This is a genomic window from Prolinoborus fasciculus (assembly GCF_056724605.1).
Genome location: NZ_JBWZQN010000042.1, coordinates 11,889 through 30,005, shown reverse-complemented (window position 1 = coordinate 30,005; position 18,117 = coordinate 11,889). Strand labels below are relative to the sequence as shown.

16 protein-coding genes and 5 tRNA genes are annotated in these 18,117 nt (G+C 44.7%); all 21 read left to right on the top strand.

Features of this window, described 5'->3' with window-relative positions:
• The first annotated feature begins 125 nt into the window (after nucleotides 1-125).
• The 21 genes from AC1P5O_RS10870 to rpoB all read left to right on the top strand — a co-directional run bounded on the left by AC1P5O_RS10870 (nucleotide 126) and on the right by rpoB (nucleotide 18,085).
• Nucleotides 126-554 (top strand): acyl-CoA thioesterase, encoded by a 429-nt coding sequence (locus tag AC1P5O_RS10870; RefSeq protein ID WP_004278628.1) that lies wholly within the window; start codon nucleotides 126-128, stop codon nucleotides 552-554.
• A gap of 144 nt (nucleotides 555-698) precedes the next feature.
• The gene (locus AC1P5O_RS10865; protein ID WP_004278627.1) at nucleotides 699-1,022 is read left to right on the top strand and encodes an H-NS histone family protein; all 324 of its coding nucleotides are present in this window, start codon (nucleotides 699-701) and stop codon (nucleotides 1,020-1,022) included.
• Nucleotides 1,023-1,204: 182 nt separating this feature from the next.
• Nucleotides 1,205-1,948, top strand: coding sequence for a type II secretion system protein N (gene gspN, locus AC1P5O_RS10860; protein WP_348941980.1), 744 nt, complete (start codon nucleotides 1,205-1,207; stop codon nucleotides 1,946-1,948).
• Nucleotides 1,948-2,802 (top strand): type II secretion system protein N, encoded by an 855-nt coding sequence (locus AC1P5O_RS10855; RefSeq protein ID WP_004647311.1) that lies wholly within the window; start codon nucleotides 1,948-1,950, stop codon nucleotides 2,800-2,802. Before gspN ends, AC1P5O_RS10855 begins: the two co-directional genes overlap by 1 nt.
• A gap of 38 nt (nucleotides 2,803-2,840) precedes the next feature.
• Nucleotides 2,841-5,105 carry a type II secretion system secretin GspD gene (gene gspD, locus AC1P5O_RS10850; protein ID WP_004278624.1) on the top strand — a complete coding sequence of 755 codons (2,265 nt, stop codon included), beginning with the start codon at nucleotides 2,841-2,843 and terminating at the stop codon, nucleotides 5,103-5,105.
• Between the two features lie 62 nt (nucleotides 5,106-5,167).
• The gene (locus AC1P5O_RS10845; RefSeq protein ID WP_004278623.1) at nucleotides 5,168-5,827 is read left to right on the top strand and encodes an FHA domain-containing protein; all 660 of its coding nucleotides are present in this window, start codon (nucleotides 5,168-5,170) and stop codon (nucleotides 5,825-5,827) included.
• Nucleotides 5,828-5,905: 78 nt separating this feature from the next.
• A complete protein-coding gene (gph, locus tag AC1P5O_RS10840) occupies nucleotides 5,906-6,574 on the top strand; it encodes a phosphoglycolate phosphatase (protein WP_004278622.1) in 669 nt (222 codons plus the stop codon).
• 108 nt (nucleotides 6,575-6,682) lie between these two features.
• Entirely contained in the window at nucleotides 6,683-8,176 is a 1,494-nt protein-coding gene (trpE, locus tag AC1P5O_RS10835; RefSeq protein ID WP_005102822.1) for an anthranilate synthase component I, read from the top strand.
• A gap of 98 nt (nucleotides 8,177-8,274) precedes the next feature.
• Nucleotides 8,275-8,350 (top strand) — tRNA-Thr (locus AC1P5O_RS10830).
• Between the two features lie 56 nt (nucleotides 8,351-8,406).
• Nucleotides 8,407-8,490 (top strand) — tRNA-Tyr (locus AC1P5O_RS10825).
• A gap of 38 nt (nucleotides 8,491-8,528) precedes the next feature.
• Nucleotides 8,529-8,604, top strand: a tRNA-Gly gene (locus tag AC1P5O_RS10820).
• A 17-nt stretch (nucleotides 8,605-8,621) separates the two neighbouring features.
• A tRNA-Thr gene (locus tag AC1P5O_RS10815) sits at nucleotides 8,622-8,696 on the top strand.
• Nucleotides 8,697-8,846: 150 nt separating this feature from the next.
• Nucleotides 8,847-10,037: an elongation factor Tu gene (gene tuf, locus AC1P5O_RS10810; protein ID WP_004646112.1), complete on the top strand. Its 1,191-nt coding sequence runs from the start codon at nucleotides 8,847-8,849 to the stop codon at nucleotides 10,035-10,037.
• A gap of 52 nt (nucleotides 10,038-10,089) precedes the next feature.
• Nucleotides 10,090-10,165, top strand: a tRNA-Trp gene (locus AC1P5O_RS10805).
• Between the two features lie 74 nt (nucleotides 10,166-10,239).
• Nucleotides 10,240-10,680, top strand: a complete 441-nt coding sequence (secE, locus tag AC1P5O_RS10800; protein ID WP_004278617.1) for a preprotein translocase subunit SecE — start codon at nucleotides 10,240-10,242, stop codon at nucleotides 10,678-10,680.
• Between the two features lie 7 nt (nucleotides 10,681-10,687).
• A complete protein-coding gene (nusG, locus tag AC1P5O_RS10795; RefSeq protein ID WP_004278615.1) occupies nucleotides 10,688-11,221 on the top strand; it encodes a transcription termination/antitermination protein NusG in 534 nt (177 codons plus the stop codon).
• A gap of 119 nt (nucleotides 11,222-11,340) precedes the next feature.
• The gene (gene rplK / locus AC1P5O_RS10790; RefSeq protein ID WP_004278614.1) at nucleotides 11,341-11,769 is read left to right on the top strand and encodes a 50S ribosomal protein L11; all 429 of its coding nucleotides are present in this window, start codon (nucleotides 11,341-11,343) and stop codon (nucleotides 11,767-11,769) included.
• A gap of 3 nt (nucleotides 11,770-11,772) precedes the next feature.
• Entirely contained in the window at nucleotides 11,773-12,468 is a 696-nt protein-coding gene (gene rplA / locus AC1P5O_RS10785; RefSeq protein WP_004278613.1) for a 50S ribosomal protein L1, read from the top strand.
• 301 nt (nucleotides 12,469-12,769) lie between these two features.
• Nucleotides 12,770-13,276 (top strand): 50S ribosomal protein L10, encoded by a 507-nt coding sequence (gene rplJ, locus AC1P5O_RS10780; protein WP_004278612.1) that lies wholly within the window; start codon nucleotides 12,770-12,772, stop codon nucleotides 13,274-13,276.
• A gap of 48 nt (nucleotides 13,277-13,324) precedes the next feature.
• Complete coding sequence (gene rplL / locus AC1P5O_RS10775; RefSeq protein WP_004278611.1) at nucleotides 13,325-13,690, top strand: 50S ribosomal protein L7/L12; 366 nt, start codon at nucleotides 13,325-13,327, stop codon at nucleotides 13,688-13,690.
• 306 nt (nucleotides 13,691-13,996) lie between these two features.
• Nucleotides 13,997-18,085 (top strand): DNA-directed RNA polymerase subunit beta, encoded by a 4,089-nt coding sequence (gene rpoB, locus AC1P5O_RS10770; RefSeq protein ID WP_005102827.1) that lies wholly within the window; start codon nucleotides 13,997-13,999, stop codon nucleotides 18,083-18,085.
• Nucleotides 18,086-18,117: the final 32 nt, after the last annotated feature.

Genomic DNA, 18,117 nt, shown 5'->3' with positions numbered 1-18,117 from the left:
AGAGGAATAGCAACACGATATGATAAGCTAAAGTGTAGCTATGAGGGGGCAGTTGCATTAGCTTGTATATTTATTTGGCTACCTTTATCGGGTAAATTCTATACTTGAAATGTCAACAGACCCTAATGTCAGAATTAAAACAATATCCAGTTATTTATGAACAAACAGTCGCATGGGGTGATATGGATGCCTTTGGACATGTCAATAATGCCATGTATTACCGTTATGTCGAAAGTGCGCGTCTGGCTTATCTAGGGATATTAGATATACATAATGAACCGGTATTTACGGTAGTGTCTTCAAATCAGTGCCGTTATTTAAAACCTGTGGTTTTTCCTGATCATTTAAAAGTGGCAGCACGTATTGAAGAAATTCGAAATAGTGCAGTTAGAATGCAATATCTATTATGGAGTGAAAAACAGCAAAGTATTGTGGCTACTTCAGAAGCAGTGATTGTATGTGTCGATAAAAAGACCATGCAGAAAACAGAAATTCCGGAACATATTCGCGAAAAAATCAAAGCACTTGAATTAAGCGTTCAACATGAAATTTAAAAATGAATGAATCATTTTGATTTGTAATTTTTTTTAAACTTTATTGTTATTGGTCTAAGGTTTTATATTGAATGTTTTATTTAATATAAATATGATGGGGCTATTATTTAACAAAACGAATAATATTATTTTTCGGAGAGCATTATGCCAGATATTACGCATTTATCAGTAGAAGAGTTAAAACGTTTACAAGCAGAAGCAGAATCACTGATTGCTTCAAAAAAAGATCAAGAGATTGAAGACGCTTATCAGCAAATCTTGGCAGTTGCCGAGAAAGTGGGTATGACAGTTGAACAGTTACTTGAATTTGGTGCGTCTAAACGTAAAAAATCATCACGTAAGTCGGTTGAGCCGCGTTACCGTAGCAAAAGCAATCCGGACGATACCTGGACTGGCCGTGGTAAACAACCGCGCTGGTTAGTGGCAGAATTGGAAAAAGGCGCAAAGCTGGACGATTTTCTGATCTAGGCCTCCATTTGATCTGGTCATTAGGCTGTCATACAGACAGTCTAAGATGATTAAACCAAGCATACCTGCTTGGTTTTTTTATATCTATGAATTGGCGTTGGCAGAAAAGTGTGCATAATGTGTGAGTATAAGGGAAAAATTATAAATGGGGATTTGGACTTGAGCGATTGGTCGTGGTGGGGATGAGCAGTAAACCGAAAACTTTAAGATGGTTGATCCTTACTCTTGTTGCATTTTTTATTTTTGTCGTATTACAAGTGCCAGCGGCCTGGTTAATTTCAAAATTTTATAAAAATAACCAGACTTTGCATAATGTAAACGGAAATATCTGGCAGGGAAGTGCGGACTGGAAAAAAGGCAATCTTCGGGGCAGTCTGAACTGGAAAGTACGGCCTCTGGATTTGCTGTTGCTGCGGGTTGGGGCACATGTGGATTTGCATAGCGGCAATACCCAGTTGTCCGGGATCATGGCTTATGGTCTGAATAAGTCTTTGATTGTCAAAAATCTTGAAGGGCAGATCGCGCCTGAAACTCTAAAAAAACTTGCAGACTGGCAATGGCCGAGTACTGCGATTCAGTTTAAAGATCTGGATTTTAAATATAAAAAAGAACAGGGCTTCAGTCAGGTGGCCGGACAAATGCAATGGGCGGGTGGTGAGCTGGTTTATACCTTTGCTCAGCGTCAGGAACGCATGAATGTACCCGCCATGACTGGAAAACTCGCAGATGAAAGCGGACAGCTGTTACTTGATGTTCGGGATAGTCGCGATCAACGTATGCTGAATATCAAGCTTGATCCGAGTCTGATGCTGGATATCCAGCTCACCCAGCGCTTTTTAATGAATGCGCCTTCTTATGAAGGTAAAGCCGGATTAGATACCTATGTGATCAGTACCCGCCAACCCTTAATGGGAGGCTTGAACTGATGGCAGTTTCTCTGAATGATTTAAAAAATATTGAACTGAAACAGATCGATCGTGCTGCACCTGTGGTTTTGTTACTGCTCATTCTGTATCTATGCTGGAAGCTGGCGGCTTTTTTCTGGTTGCTGATAGCTCCACCCCAAGCCATGCAGCTGGATCGGGTAGAACTGGGTTCGCAACAGGCACAAATTCCGAATATCGGTGCATTTTCACTGTTTCAGGAAGTTGGGCAGTCTGTGGGTGCTATTGAAACTACCAATATCATTTTACAAGGGGTGGTGGTTGCCAGTCCAAGTTATAACTCTTCTGCGGTACTGAAAATTAATGATCAGGTCGATCGTTACCGTGTCGGGGAAATGCTGGCCAATAGCGGTTTTGAGTTGGCTGAAGTGCATTGGGATCGGGTTATTTTGCGTCGATCCACAGGTGCTACTCAAGAAATCTTATTCAAAGGTCTGGAAAATGGCTTGAATCAGCCGATTGTGCCGGAAACATCAGCATCTTCAAGTTCAATGCCTGCTATGCCTTCTAATAGTGGTATGCCTGAGCAGCCTTCGCCACAGAATGAAATTGGTCGGGCCATCCAGCAGATGCAGGAAAACAAGGACCAGTATTTACAGAATATGGGGGTTAGTGCAGCAGATGGTAGTTATGAAGTAACTTCACGGACGCCGGCTGCATTGCGTAATCGCCTGGGTTTAAGACCAGGCGACCGGATTTTGTCTTTAAATGGCCAGACGCTGAGCCAGGGACAGACCGAAGCACAATTACTGGAACAGGCCCGGCGTGAAGGTCAGGTCAAACTCGAAATAAAACGTGGTGATCAGGTGATGACCATACAACAAGATTTGAAGTGATGTGTCATCACGCATAGGGTTAGGAAACACGAAAGTTTATGGCTTTATTTAATAATAATCGATCAGCATGGGCATTCTGTGTGGCCGCACCGTTAATGGCCATGGTCAGTACGGCGAGTTATGCACAAACCTGGAAAATTAACCTTCGAGATGCTGACTTAACTGCATTCATTAATGAAGTGGCCGATATTACCGGCAAAAACTTTGCAGTCGATCCGCGGGTACGTGGCAACGTAACAGTCATTTCCAATAAAGCCCTGAATAAAAATGAAGTCTATGACCTGTTTTTAGGCGTGCTAAATGTGAATGGTGTGGTGGCAATTCCTTCGGGGAATACCATCAAGCTGGTTCCGGACAGTAATGTCAAAAGCTTAGGCATTCCCTATGATGCCAGAAGTCGTGCCAGTGGTGACCAGATTGTGACCCGGGTGTTGTGGCTGGAAAATACTAATCCGAATGATCTAATTCCTGCATTACGTCCTTTAATGCCGCAGTTTGCCCATCTGGCGGCGGTGCCCGGGACGAATGCCTTAATTGTGTCGGATCGCGCCAGCAATATTTACCAGCTGGAAACCATCATTCGCAATCTGGATGGCACCGGTCAAAATGACATTGAGGCGGTAAGCTTACAATCCAGTCAGGCTGAGGAAATGATTGGACTGATCGAGTCCATGACTGCCACCGGTGGAGCTAAAGATGTCCGCGGTTCACGGGTACGGGTGATTGCAGATACTCGTACCAACCGGATCATCATCAAAGGTGATCCCACGACGCGCAAACGGGTGCGTCAAGTGATCGAAACTCTGGATGTGCCGGCTGCGGATCGTTTGGGCGGTTTAAAAGTTTTTCGTCTGAAATATGCCAGTGCCAAAAATCTTGCGGAAATCTTGCAGGGGCTGGTGAGCGGGCAGGCAGTGAACAGTAGTAATTCAAATTCAGGTAGCACAACCTCGACCTCGTCTTCACTCAGTTCCAGCAGCAATTTAAATAACAACAATACCAGTACGGGTTCGAGTAGCAACACCTCTTCAGGCATTCAGCTGAATACCGGCATGAATAATGAGCAGGGCGGAATTACCAGTTTTAATGGTAATGGCGTCAGTATTATTGCCGATACCACGCAAAATTCTCTGGTGGTGAAAGCGGATCCACAACTAATGCGAGAAATTGAATCAGCAATTGACCAGCTGGATATCCGTCGTCAACAGGTGCTGATCGAAGCCGCGATTATTGAAGTGGAAGGAACCGATGCGGATCAACTCGGTGTGCAATGGGCCTTGGGTGATATCAGCAGTGGGATTGGGCTGGTGAACTTCGATAATTTTGGGACTAGTCTGAAAAATATTGCGGCCGGTTATCTCACCGGTGGTGGTGCAGGTGCTGCAAGTGCCGTGGGCGCGGGCAGTTCACTGGTACTCGGTGATTATCGTGAAGGGAGTGATGGTTCCCGTCGTCTGTATGGTGCGATGATTCAGGCACTCAAAGAAACCACTAAATCCAACCTGTTGTCTACGCCGTCGATTGTGACCATGGACAATGAAGAAGCCTATATTGTGGTGGGTGAAAACGTACCCTTTGTGACAGGCTCAGTGTCTACAGGCGCTGCTGGAGTTGCTAATCCCTATACCACCATTGAACGTAAGGATGTCGGGGTCACTTTAAAGGTGGTTCCACATATTGGCGAAGATGGTACCGTACGCCTGGAAGTGGAACAGGAAGTTTCTGATGTCAAAGCCAGTAAAGGGCAGGCGCAGGATCTGGTTACCAGCAAGCGAGCGATCAAAACCTCAATTCTGGCCGAACATGGACAAACCATTGTGCTTGGTGGTCTGATTTCGGATAACACCAGTTATGGACGCCAAGCAGTGCCGGGTCTGGGTGCGATTCCAGGCTTGGGACGTTTATTCCGTTCTGAAGGTAAATCCAATCAGAAGCGTAACCTGCTGATTTTTATCCATCCAACCATTGTAGGCGATAAAAATGCAGTGCGTAAACTGACCCAACAACGCTATAGTCAGCTATATAGTCTGCAACTCGCACTCGATTCGGACGGGAACTTTGCCAAGCTGCCAGAAAGTGTTGAAGATGTGTATCAACAGCGAATTCCGGTATCCAGAACACCATTGCAAAACTCGACTTATCAAACTGTGCCGACCGCACCCGTTCAGGCGCAGCCAGCCAATGTAGTTGTTACGCCGGTAGCGATAGAACCAGTGATTCAGCGACAAGTGGTAGAACCCGTCCAACAGGTAGAAAAAAGTAAAAATACCGTTACAACAACCACACTTAGACCCAAAAGCTAAGTCATTCGCATTTGCAGACAGCATGTTATGATAATGTCAAAGAGAACAGAGAAGTAACTTTCATGACTTGGAAAATACACGCGATTACAGGCGACTTAACAGGACAGGAAATTAGCATTGACCGTGACATGCTGGTGGGGCGTCATCAGGCGGCAGATATCGTGTTACAGGCTGCGGAAATCTCCCGTAAACATGCGGCATTTTTACTAAAGGATGATGCGCTCTGGGTGCAGGATTTGGGTTCATCGAATGGCACTTTCGTCAATGATGTGCAGATTGCGCAAGAAACCTTATTAAAGCAGGATGACATTGTTCAGTTTGCCAGCTTGAAATTTTCAGTAATGGCGCCTGCGGCTACAGTAGAGGTTCCAGCAGAAATTGAAGCAACGGCAGAAAAAGTCGTGGAACAGGTCGAAGTCGCTGAGCCTACACCTGCACAGCAAATGAATGATCAGGGAATGCCGGAACTGAAACATCGTGATGCTACGGTACAATTAACCCGTGATGGCATGCCAACCAATGTCGGTATTCCAAAACCGGCACCTATTCCGGAAGGCGTGGACATTAATGCGGTAAAACCAGAGCCTACCCCAATTCCGGTTGAGCAGCCTGTATCACGTGTAGAACAGGAAAAAGAAACCCAGAAAAATGTATCTGTAGGTTTGATTTCAGTGATTGTGCTGATTATTTTGGCAATTATGGCTTGGTTGTTGTTCAAATAAGCTGATGATTGGTTACAATCAAGGCATGCATAGCGCATGCCTTTTTTGTGGCTGCGAATATTATAAAAGAGGGTCGGGATGTCTATTGCACAATTAGAAAAGCGCGAACTGATCTTATTCGATCTGGATGGTACCTTGGTGGATTCAGCACATGATCTGTATCGCGCCATGAATATGAGCCTGAATGTGCTGCAATTGCCTCTGGTGACCGAAGAACAGGTACGGACCTGGGTAGGCAAGGGCACGTCGATATTCTGTGAAAGTGTACTCCAGCATCTGGTCGGTGAAGTCACACCGGTACAGCATCAAGAGCTCTTAAACACTTTTCTGGATATTTATAATGTCGATCCCTGTGTTGATACCGTTCCTTTTCCGGGAATCCTGAAATTTCTGGACTGGGCCAAAGCTCAAGGTAAAACCCTGATTTGTGTGACCAATAAGCCTGAACTTCCTGCCCGCAGTATCTTAGATACCTTGGATATGGCTCATTATTTTGCCGATACCATTGGTGGTGACCGTTTTACTGAACGTAAACCGCACCCACGCCAGTTGCTGCACTGTGTTGAACATTATGGCGTAAGTAAAGAACAGGTTTTGCTTATTGGAGATTCTTCCAATGATGTCGAAGCTGCGCGCCGCGCCGGGATTGATTGTGTTGTAGTCAGCTATGGCTATAATCATGGTGAAAATATTGCAGATTGTCAGCCACAGCAGATTGTGGATGATCTTAGAGAATTACTTGCCTAATACGCGTACTAAGGAAAGAAAATGAATAGTTGTAAGGTTTTTCGATGGCGTCGCTCAGTTCAATTCTATTTACATACTGAGTAACCCTAATTTAAAGAGAAAAACCGCATGACCACTCAAGCACAATTCCAGCAACTTGCTGCGCAAGGCTATAACCTCATTCCTGTTTATCGTCAGCGTCTGGCAGATACCGATACACCACTTTCTATTTTTGCTCGGCTTAAACAGCATCAGCAGGCTTATTTATTCGAGTCTGTAGAAGGTGGTGAGAACTGGGCACGCTATTCGATTATTGGACTAGGTGAATCCACGGTATTTTCCTGCAATGCAGGCGAGTTGACGGTACAGCACGCAGATGATTCGATTGAAAAGCAGCACTGTGCGGACCCATTTCAATATATTCGCGACTTTCAGGCGCAATTTAAGGTGCCAACCCAGGCAGAATTACCGGACCTACCGAGTTTTACTGGTGGATTAGTCGGTTACTTTGGTTATGACGCGGTGCGTTATATCGAACCGAAATTAAAAAATGTGCCGGAAGCGGATCCGGTCGGCTTGCCAGATATCTGGATGATGCTCTCTAAAACAGTGATTGTCTTTGATAACCTGAAAGATACCTTGTTCTTAATTGTACATGCGGATGCCACTGCCCCGGGTTCTTATGAAAAAGCACATGAACAATTAAATGAATTGGAAAATATTCTGGCCACGCCCATCAGCCTTAAAGCTGAAAAACATACGCCGCCACATTTTGAGTCCCTCACCGGACATGACAACTTCATTGCTTCGGTGGAAAAGGTCAAAGAGTATATTCGTGCTGGAGATGTAATGCAGGTCGTACCCGGGCACCGGATGGTGTCTGACTTCGACGGTGACCCGCTACAGGTGTATCGTGCGCTGCGTCATCTCAATCCATCACCGTATTTGTTCCTGGTGCAAGGGCAGACCTTGGAAAATAACACGCCATTCCATATTGTCGGTTCCTCTCCTGAAATTCTGTCCCGTCTGGAAAATGGTATTGCCACAGTTCGTCCATTAGCGGGAACCCGTCCACGTGGCAAAACCAAAGAAGAAGATCTGGCACTTGAGCAGGACTTACTCTCTGACGAAAAAGAAATTGCTGAACATGTCATGCTGATTGATCTGGGACGTAATGATGTGGGACGCATTGCAAAAATTGGCAAAGTGCAGGTAACTGATCAAATGGTGATCGAACGTTATTCACATGTGATGCATATTGTCTCCAATGTGCAGGGTGAAGTACGTGATGATGTCGATGCTCTGGACGTTTTTAAGGCAACTTTCCCCGCAGGCACACTTTCAGGCGCGCCAAAAATCCGTGCCATGGAAATTATTGATGAAGTTGAGCCGGTAAAACGTGGAATTTTCGGTGGCGCTGTTGGTTATTTAGGCTGGCATGGCGAAATGGACATGTCGATTGCGATTCGTACCTGTGTCATTCGCGAAAATAAGGTCTATGTTCAGGCTGGAGCAGGGTTAGTTGCCGACTCAAATCCTGAATCTGAGTGGAATGAAACCCAAATAAAAGCTCGCGCAGTGATCAAAGCGGTTGAATTATCATCAAATGGTTTGATTTTATGAGTTTTTGAGCTTTTTTTTGAAAAAAACACTTGCAAGGATTCTGAGTTTTGCTAAACTGCACACCGTTCCGATACGAAACGTACGAAACACTAAGAAACGCCGGCATAGCTCAGTTGGTAGAGCAACTGACTTGTAATCAGTAGGTCCACAGTTCGAATCCGTGTGCCGGCACCATCTTAGAGGTTTGGTAGTGTGAAGTAATGAACAGCACTGATGTAAGTGTAAAAAATGGTGAGGTTCCCGAGCGGTCAAAGGGGGCGGACTGTAACTCCGCTACGAAAGTTTCGAAGGTTCGAATCCTTCCCTCACCACCAATTTTAAGACTTCAATAAGTGGTTTGTACCAACATCGTGCGGGAGTAGCTCAGTTGGTAGAGCGGTAGCCTTCCAAGCTACATGTCGCGAGTTCGACCCTCGTCTCCCGCTCCATTGAAGTACTAATATTTGCTCTTATAGCTCAGTGGTAGAGCACTCCCTTGGTAAGGGAGAGGTCTCGAGTTCAAATCTCGATAAGAGCTCCAGATTACAGTTTAGCAACTCTGTTGCAAAGAAATTCCAAAAGCAGGCTATTTAGTCTGCTTTTCAAGTATTTGGTGTTCGGTTTTTTTAAACGATATGTCGGAGCTGGGTTTTACTCAGAATTGTGTTCGACGTAAACGAGGAAGATTAACATGGCTAAGGCTAAGTTTGAACGTAATAAGCCACACGTTAACGTGGGCACAATTGGTCACGTTGACCATGGTAAAACAACTTTAACAGCTGCAATTGCAACTGTATGTGCGAAGAAATTCGGTGGCGAAGCGAAAGACTACGCTGCAATCGACTCTGCACCAGAAGAAAAAGCACGTGGTATTACAATTAATACTTCACACGTAGAATACGATTCTCCAACTCGTCACTACGCTCACGTAGACTGCCCGGGCCACGCCGATTATGTTAAAAACATGATTACTGGTGCTGCTCAGATGGATGGTGCGATCCTTGTATGTGCTGCGACTGATGGTCCTATGCCACAGACTCGTGAACACATCCTGCTTTCTCGTCAGGTAGGTGTACCTTACATCGTTGTATTCTTGAACAAATGCGACCTTGTAGACGACGAAGAGCTTCTTGAACTAGTTGAAATGGAAGTTCGTGAACTTCTTTCTACTTACGACTTCCCGGGTGATGACACTCCAGTGATCCGTGGTTCTGCTCTTCTTGCGCTTAACGGTGATGACAGCCAATACGGCGAGCCAGCTGTAGTTGCGCTTGTTGAAGCACTTGACTCTTACATTCCAGAGCCAGAGCGTGCAATTGACCTTCCATTCCTTATGCCAATTGAAGACGTATTCTCAATCTCTGGTCGTGGTACAGTAGTAACTGGCCGTGTTGAGACTGGTATCGTTAAAGTAGGTGAGTCTGTAGAAATCGTTGGTATCCGTGATACTCAAACTACTACAGTAACCGGTGTAGAAATGTTCCGTAAACTTCTTGACGAAGGTCGTGCGGGCGAGAACTGTGGTGTTCTTCTTCGTGGTACTAAGCGTGAAGACGTACAACGTGGTCAAGTATTGACTAAACCAGGTGCGATCAAGCCACACACTAAATTCGATGCGGAAGTATACGTACTTTCTAAAGAAGAAGGTGGTCGTCACACTCCATTCCTTAACGGTTACCGTCCACAGTTCTACTTCCGTACTACGGACGTAACTGGTGCGATCGCGCTTAAAGAAGGCGTGGAAATGGTTATGCCTGGTGACAACGTTGAGATGTCAGTAGAGCTAATCCACCCAATCGCAATGGACCCAGGTCTACGTTTTGCGATCCGTGAAGGCGGTCGTACAGTGGGTGCTGGTGTAGTTGCTAAAGTAACTGCATAATCATAGAATAAGACAAGCAGGTTGGAGCTTAGGCTCCAACTTGTTGTTTTGCAGGTCAGTAGTTCAATTGGTAGAGCGTCGGTCTCCAAAACCGAATGTTGGGGGTTCGAGTCCCTCCTGACCTGCCAAGTTTCTAAAAAGACGCTTGATGTCGGCAAAATTGGTCATATAATAAGTCGCGAAACCTACGACGAGTACAAAAATGTCGAATGAAAAATCACGCGACGCATTAGGCGAAGCGGCAATTCCTCAAAGAAATAATCCTGCAGTAGATGTAAGTTCTGGTTCTCCATTAGACATGGTTCTATGGGTTATCGCCTTGATTTTATTGGTTGGTGCAATGATGGTAAACCAATATTTACCAGCGTACTGGGCACCTGCGAATGATATTTGGGTGCGCGTTGGGGTGATTTTGGCTTGTATCGTTGCAGCATTCGGTTTATTATACGCCACCCATCAAGGCAAAGGCTTTATTCGTCTGCTGAAAGATGCACGAATTGAGTTGCGTCGAGTGACCTGGCCTACCAAGCAAGAGACGATGTCCACATCTTGGCAAGTTCTTGTTGTAGTCGTAATTGCATCCATCTTATTGTGGTGTTTTGACTATATTTTAGGCTGGTTAATGAAGTTTATTATCGGGTAAGAGAGCTATGAAACGTTGGTACATTATTCATGCCTATTCAGGTTATGAAAAACAAGTGATGCGTTCGCTTAATGATCGAATCCAGCGTAGCGCTGTTGCCGATAGCTTTGGTGAAGTCCTTGTTCCTACCGAAGAAGTGGTAGAAATGAAGGATGGCAAGAAGCGTAAATCAGAGCGTAAGTTCTTTCCTGGCTATGTCCTGGTCGAAATGGAAATGAACGATGATACTTGGCACATTGTTAAAGAATGTCCAAAAGTTTTAGGTTTTATTGGTGGTACGGCTGAAAAACCGGCACCGATTACGCAAAAAGAAGCAGATGCGATTCTTGCGCGTGTACGCAATACTGGCGAAGCACCTCGTCCTAAGACGATGTTTGAACCAGGCGAAGAATTACTCGTGGTTGACGGGCCATTCACCGACTTTAAAGGTGTGGTGGAAGAAGTTCAGTACGAAAAGTCGCGTTTAACGCTGACCATTAATGTATTTAACCGACCAACTCAAGTTGAATTGGAATTTCGTCAAGTCGAAAAATCAGTCTAATTTGTATGGGTTGAAAACGCCTGACTTATTTATAAGTCAGGCATTGTTGTTGTAACGGTATCGTTACTTGAAATCATTGGGGAGCCTTCACCGGCGTTTGCACCCAGAGGTAATTTGAAATGGCTAAGAAGATTGACGGCTATATCAAGCTGCAAGTTCCAGCTGGTAAAGCGAATCCATCTCCACCGATTGGTCCTGCACTAGGTCAACGTGGTGTGAACATCATGGCATTCTGTAAAGAATTCAATGCTGCGACACAAAAAGTTGAAGCTGGTCTGCCAATTCCAGTCGTGATCACTGTGTACAACGACAAGTCGTTCACATTCATCATGAAAACTCCACCTGCTGCTGTTCTTCTTAAGAAAGCTGCTGGTATCCAGAAGGGTTCAGCTGTACCTAACAAAACTAAAGTTGGTAAGTTGACTCGTGCTCAAATCGAAGAAATCGCGACTACTAAAGAACCAGATTTGACTGGTGCTGATTTAGACGCACGTGTACGTACCATTGCTGGTTCTGCGCGTTCTATGGGCTTGGAAGTGGAGCTTTAAGACATGGCTAAATTAACTAAACGTCAAAAAGCGATCGTAGCTGCTGTAGAAGCGCACAAAGTTTACACGCTAGAAGAAGCTGTTGCAGTTTTAGAGAGCCTTCCAGCTCCTAAATTCAAAGAATCTCTAGATATCGCGGTAAACCTAGGTGTTGATCCTCGTAAATCTGACCAAGTTGTTCGTGGCGCGACTACACTTCCTGCAGGTACTGGTAAAACTGTACGTGTAGCTGTATTCGCTCAAGGCGCTGCTGCTGAAGCTGCTAAAGCTGAAGGTGCAGACGTTGTTGGTTTCGATGATCTTGCTGAAAGCATCCAAGCGGGTAACCTTGACTTTGATGTAGTAATTGCTGCTCCAGATGCAATGCGCGTTGTAGGTAAACTTGGTACGATCCTTGGTCCACGTGGCTTAATGCCAAACCCTAAAGTGGGTACTGTAACTCCTGACGTTGCTACTGCAGTTAAAAATGCAAAAGCTGGTCAAGCACGTTACCGCGTAGACAAAGCTGGTATTATCCATGCTGCGATCGGTCAAGTAGGTTTTGAAGCTGCTGCTGTTCGTCAAAACGTTGAAGCACTTGTTGCTGACTTGAAACGTTTGAAACCTGCTACGTCTAAAGGCGTATACATTCAAAAGATCACTTTGAGCTCAACTATGGGTCCTGGTTTGATCGTTGATGTAGCAAACGTTTCTAAATAAGTCTCGACTTATTACAGAATTTTAAAGCCCTGAGTAAGTTTTAAAGCGCTGCTTTAAAACTTACGCAAGAAACGCTCCGTCGTATTTTGCAAACTTAGGCAAACTTTGAATTGATAAATGAAAATTTATCAGCGTCAAAGACCGCGGGCGAGGGGAGTTTTATGCTTCTCTCTTAATAGCCCAGCCTGCGTAGACGCGGTGGTGTGATTTGTTCATCCTCCGCGTGTGAGTCCAGTGATGGTCTTGCGAATTGGGAGTGTACTTCGCGTAAGTACATAAATCACCGTTAGGAGGTTTTACAATGGCTCTTCTTATCGAAGGCAAAAAACAGATCGTAGCTGAAGTAGCTGAAGTTGCTTCTACTGCATTTGCTGCTGTTGTTGCTGACTACCAAGGTTTGACTGTAGAGCAGTTAACTACTCTACGTGTTGAAGCGCGTAAACTTGGTGTTACTACACGTATCGTTCGTAACACTTTGGCTAAACGTGCTCTTCAAGATACTCAATTCAATATCTTGAACGACAACCTTGTTGGCCCAACAATCTTAGCTTTCTCGAATTCTGAAGACGACATGGGTGCTGCTGCACGTTTGTTCGAAGAATTCGCTAAAACTAATAAAGCATTTGAACTTAAAGCTGCTGCATTTGATGGCAAACTTTATCAAGGTGCAGAAGTTAGCGTAATCGCGAATCTTCCGAACCAAGAGAAAGCGCTTACTATGCTTGCAAACGTTCTTCAAGCTCCTATTTCGAAATTGGGCCGCTTACTTACAGCGCTTCAAGAGAAAAACGAGTCAGAAGCTGCTTAAGCTCAAACTTAAACACACATCATTCAATACCCATTTGGAGTTAATCTCATGGCTTTAACAAACGAAGAAATCCTAAACGCAGTTGCTGAAAAAACTGTTCTTGAACTTGTTGAACTTATCTCTGCTTTCGAAGAGAAATTCAATGTATCTGCTGCTGCTGTAGCTGTTGCTGCTGGTCCAGCTGCTGCTGCTGCTGAAGAACAAACTGAATTCAATGTTGAATTGACTTCTTTCGGCGCGAACAAAGTTGCTGTAATTAAAGCAGTTCGTGAAGCGACTGGCCTTGGCTTGAAAGAAGCTAAAGACATGGTTGAAGGCGCTCCTGCAGTTCTTAAAGAAGGCGTTTCGAAAGAAGAAGGCGAAGAGCTTAAGAAGAAACTTGAAGAAGCTGGTGCTACAGTTACTCTTAAGTAATTTCTTAAGGGAGCCGGTTTTTTATAATCGGCTCCAAAAATTGGCTGATGGCTCTTGGGTCATCAGCCTTTTTGCGTTACAATAATCGGCTCGATTTTTGTTTGCATGATATAAAAATCATACAAATTGAAAATAAACATAATGAACAAACGTTTACCAATATTTTTCATTAAAAAATATTGATAAGCGTTTTAATACCACTAAAAATTGCAGCATTTGTAAAGAGTGGTGGCCATATCGGCCAGCGTAATTCCTTCTGAGCCCGTTCTGCAGGCGGGCTTGGTTTACACTTTCCGAGGACTCCAGATGGCATACTCATATACCGAAAAGAAACGGATCCGTAAGAATTTTGGTAAATTGCCTAGCGTCATGGATGCTCCGTACTTGCTCGCGATTCAAGTCGACTCGTACAGAACATTCTTACAAGATGGCAAATCACCAAAAAACCGCGAAGATATCGGTCTCCAAGCCGCATTTCGTTCAGTTTTTCCTATTGAAAGTTATTCTGGCAATGCTGCTTTAGAATTTGTTGAGTATAGTCTTGGTAAGCCTGAGTTTGATGTACGCGAATGTATCCTTCGTGGCTCAACTTATGCAGCACCAATGCGTGTAAAAATTCGTTTGATCCTGAAAGATCGTGAAACGAAGTCAATTAAAGACGTACGTGAACAAGAAGTCTATATGGGCGAAATGCCATTGATGACGGATAACGGTACCTTTGTAATTAACGGTACCGAGCGTGTGATCGTGTCACAATTACACCGTTCACCAGGCGTATTCTTTGACCACGATAAAGGCAAGACTCACTCAAGTGGTAAAGTCCTTTATTCAGCGCGTATCATTCCTTACCGTGGTTCATGGTTAGACTTTGAATTCGATGCCAAAGACCTCGTCTATGTACGTATTGACCGTCGTCGTAAATTGCTTGCGACTGTGGTGCTTCGTGCCTTGGGTTATAGCAACGAAAACATTCTCGACATGTTCTACGAGAAAGTACCTGTGTATCTTGACATGGGTAGCTACCAGATTGACCTGGTGCCTGAACGTCTGCGTGGCGAAATGGCACAATTTGACATCCTGGACAAGGATGGCAAGGCAATTGTTGAGCAAGGTAAACGTATCAATGCGCGTCATGTACGTCAAATGGAAGCTTCAGGTCTTGAAAAACTTGCAGTGCCTGATGAGTACCTGTATGAGCGTATCACTGCTGAAGACATCCCATTAAAAGATGGTGATGTGATTGCAGCCAATACTGTATTAAGCCATGAAATCATGGTGAAAATTGCAGAAGGCGGCGTGAAGCAGTTCAATATTCTGTTCACCAATGATATCGACCGCGGTTCATTCGTTGCAGATTCTCTACGTGCAGATACGACGAGCAATCGTGAAGAAGCATTGGTAGAAATCTACAAAGTGATGCGTCCGGGCGAACCACCAACAAAAGAAGCTGCTGAAAACTTATTCAACAACTTGTTCTTCTCTTCTGAACGCTATGACTTGTCTCCAGTCGGTCGTATGAAGTTCAACCGTCGTTTGGGTCGTCCTTACGAAGTCGGTACAGACCAGAAGTCACGTGAAGTTGAAGGCATTCTCTCGAACGAAGATATCACTGATGTATTAAAAACATTAGTTGAAATCCGTAACGGTAAAGGTGAAGTCGACGATATCGATCACTTGGGTAACCGTCGTGTTCGTTCTGTTGGTGAAATGACAGAAAACCAATTCCGTGTAGGTCTTGTACGTGTTGAACGTGCTGTTAAAGAACGTTTAAGCCAAGCTGAAACTGACAACCTGTCTCCGCAAGATTTGATCAATGCGAAGCCAGTAGCTGCTGCAATCAAAGAATTCTTTGGTTCAAGCCAGTTGTCTCAGTTTATGGACCAAAACAACCCGTTATCTGAGATTACGCACAAACGTCGTGTTTCTGCGCTTGGTCCCGGCGGTTTGACGCGTGAACGTGCAGGCTTTGAAGTACGTGACGTACATCAAACTCACTACGGTCGTGTATGTCCAATTGAAACACCGGAAGGTCCAAACATTGGTTTGATCAACTCGCTTTCTGTTTATGCGAAATGTAATAACTTCGGTTTCCTGGAAACCCCATACCGTAAGGTTGTTGATGGTCGTGTAACAGATGAAGTTGAATACCTGTCTGCGATTGAAGAAGTAGGCACTGTCATTGCACAGGCCGATTCTGCAATGGATAAAGACGGTAACTTAACAGAAGAGTTTGTATCTGTTCGTCATCAAGGTGACTTCGTACGTATTCCTCCTGAAAAAGTAACGCATATGGATGTATCTGCTCAGCAGGTCGTATCTGTAGCAGCGTCACTGATTCCATTCCTAGAACACGATGATGCCAACCGTGCATTAATGGGTTCGAACATGCAACGTCAGGCAGTTCCGACGTTGATCGCTGACAAGCCGCTTGTTGGTACCGGTATGGAAGCGAACGTAGCACATGACTCAGGTGTATGTGTGATCGCTCAGCGTGGTGGTCGTATCGAGTTTGTTGATGCGTCTCGTGTGGTTATTCGTGTGAATGAAGACGAAATGATCGCAGGTGAAGCAGGTGTAGATATCTACAACCTGATCAAATACACCCGTTCGAACCAGAACACTTGTATCAACCAGAAAGTTCTTGTGAACCTGGGCGATAAAGTAGGTCGTGGTGATGTACTGGCTGATGGTCCATCAACAGATGGCGGTGAGCTGGCATTGGGTCAAAACATGCGCGTTGCGTTTATGACCTGGAATGGTTACAACTACGAAGACTCGATCTTACTTTCTGAACGTGTACTTCAAGAAGACCGTTTAACGTCTATTCATATCCAGGAATTGTCATGTGTTGCACGTGATACCAAACTGGGTGCGGAAGAAATCACTGCTGATATTCCGAACGTAGGTGAAGCTGCTCTGTCTAAACTGGACGAGTCAGGTATCGTTTACATCGGTGCTGAAGTAACTGCTGGCGATATCCTTGTTGGTAAAGTAACCCCTAAAGGTGAAACACAGCTTACTCCGGAAGAAAAATTGCTACGTGCAATCTTCGGTGAAAAAGCGGCTGACGTAAAAGACTCATCTTTACGTGTTCCATCAGGTACTAAAGGTACTGTGATTGACGTTCAAGTGTTTACACGTGACGGTCTTGAAAAAGACGAACGTGCTCAAGCAATTGAAAAAGCGCAATTGGATGCATACCGTAAAGACTTGAAAGAAGAATTCAAAATCTTCGAAGAAGCTGCACGTGAACGTGTAATCCGCCTACTGAATGGCCAAGAGTCGAATGGTGGCGGTACAACTAAACGTGGCGACAAACTGTCTGAAGACGTGTTGTCTGGTTTAGAGCTTGTTGATCTTCTTGAAATTCAACCAGTTGACGAAGCAATTGCTGAACGTTTAACTCAAATTCAAGTGTTCTTGAAAGAGAAGAGCTTCGAAATTGATGAGAAATTTGCTGAGAAAAAACGCAAACTTTCTACAGGCGATGAACTGACGACTGGCGTATTGAAAGTAGTTAAAGTTTATCTTGCTGTGAAACGTCGCATCCAGCCTGGTGATAAGATGGCGGGTCGTCACGGTAACAAAGGTGTTGTATCAAACATCTTGCCAGTAGAAGACATGCCACATGATGCCAACGGTGTACCTGTTGATATCGTATTGAACCCGCTGGGCGTACCATCGCGTATGAACGTGGGTCAGATTCTTGAAACTCACTTGGGTATGGCGGCGAAAGGTCTTGGCGATCAAATCGACAAGATGATGAAAGAGCAACGTACTGTACTTGAGCTTCGTGATTTCCTGGACAAGATTTACAACAAAGTTGGTGGCGAGCAAGAAGATCTTGATAGCTTGACTGATGAAGAAATCTTGAAACTTTCTGGCAACTTGCGTGCTGGTGTACCTTTGGCTACTCCTGTATTCGATGGTGCTGAAGAAGGTCAGATCAAAGAGTTGTTACAACTTGCAGGCCTGTCTAGTACTGGTCAGACCGTATTATATGATGGTCGTACTGGTGAGCGTTTCGACCGTCCGGTAACTGTTGGTTACATGTACATGCTGAAACTGAACCACTTGGTGGATGACAAGATGCATGCGCGTTCAACTGGTTCTTACTCTCTAGTTACGCAACAGCCGCTTGGTGGTAAAGCACAATTCGGTGGTCAGCGTTTCGGTGAGATGGAAGTCTGGGCACTAGAAGCTTACGGTGCAGCATATACGCTACAAGAAATGCTGACTGTGAAATCGGATGACGTTGAAGGCCGTACCCGTATCTACAAGAACATTGTAGATGGCAACCATTATATGGACCCGGGCATGCCTGAATCGTTCAACGTATTGACCAAAGAGATCCGTTCTTTAGGTATCAACATTGAACTGAAAAATGGTGACTAAGAATCTCCATTAAATCTCCCCAAACCCCTCTT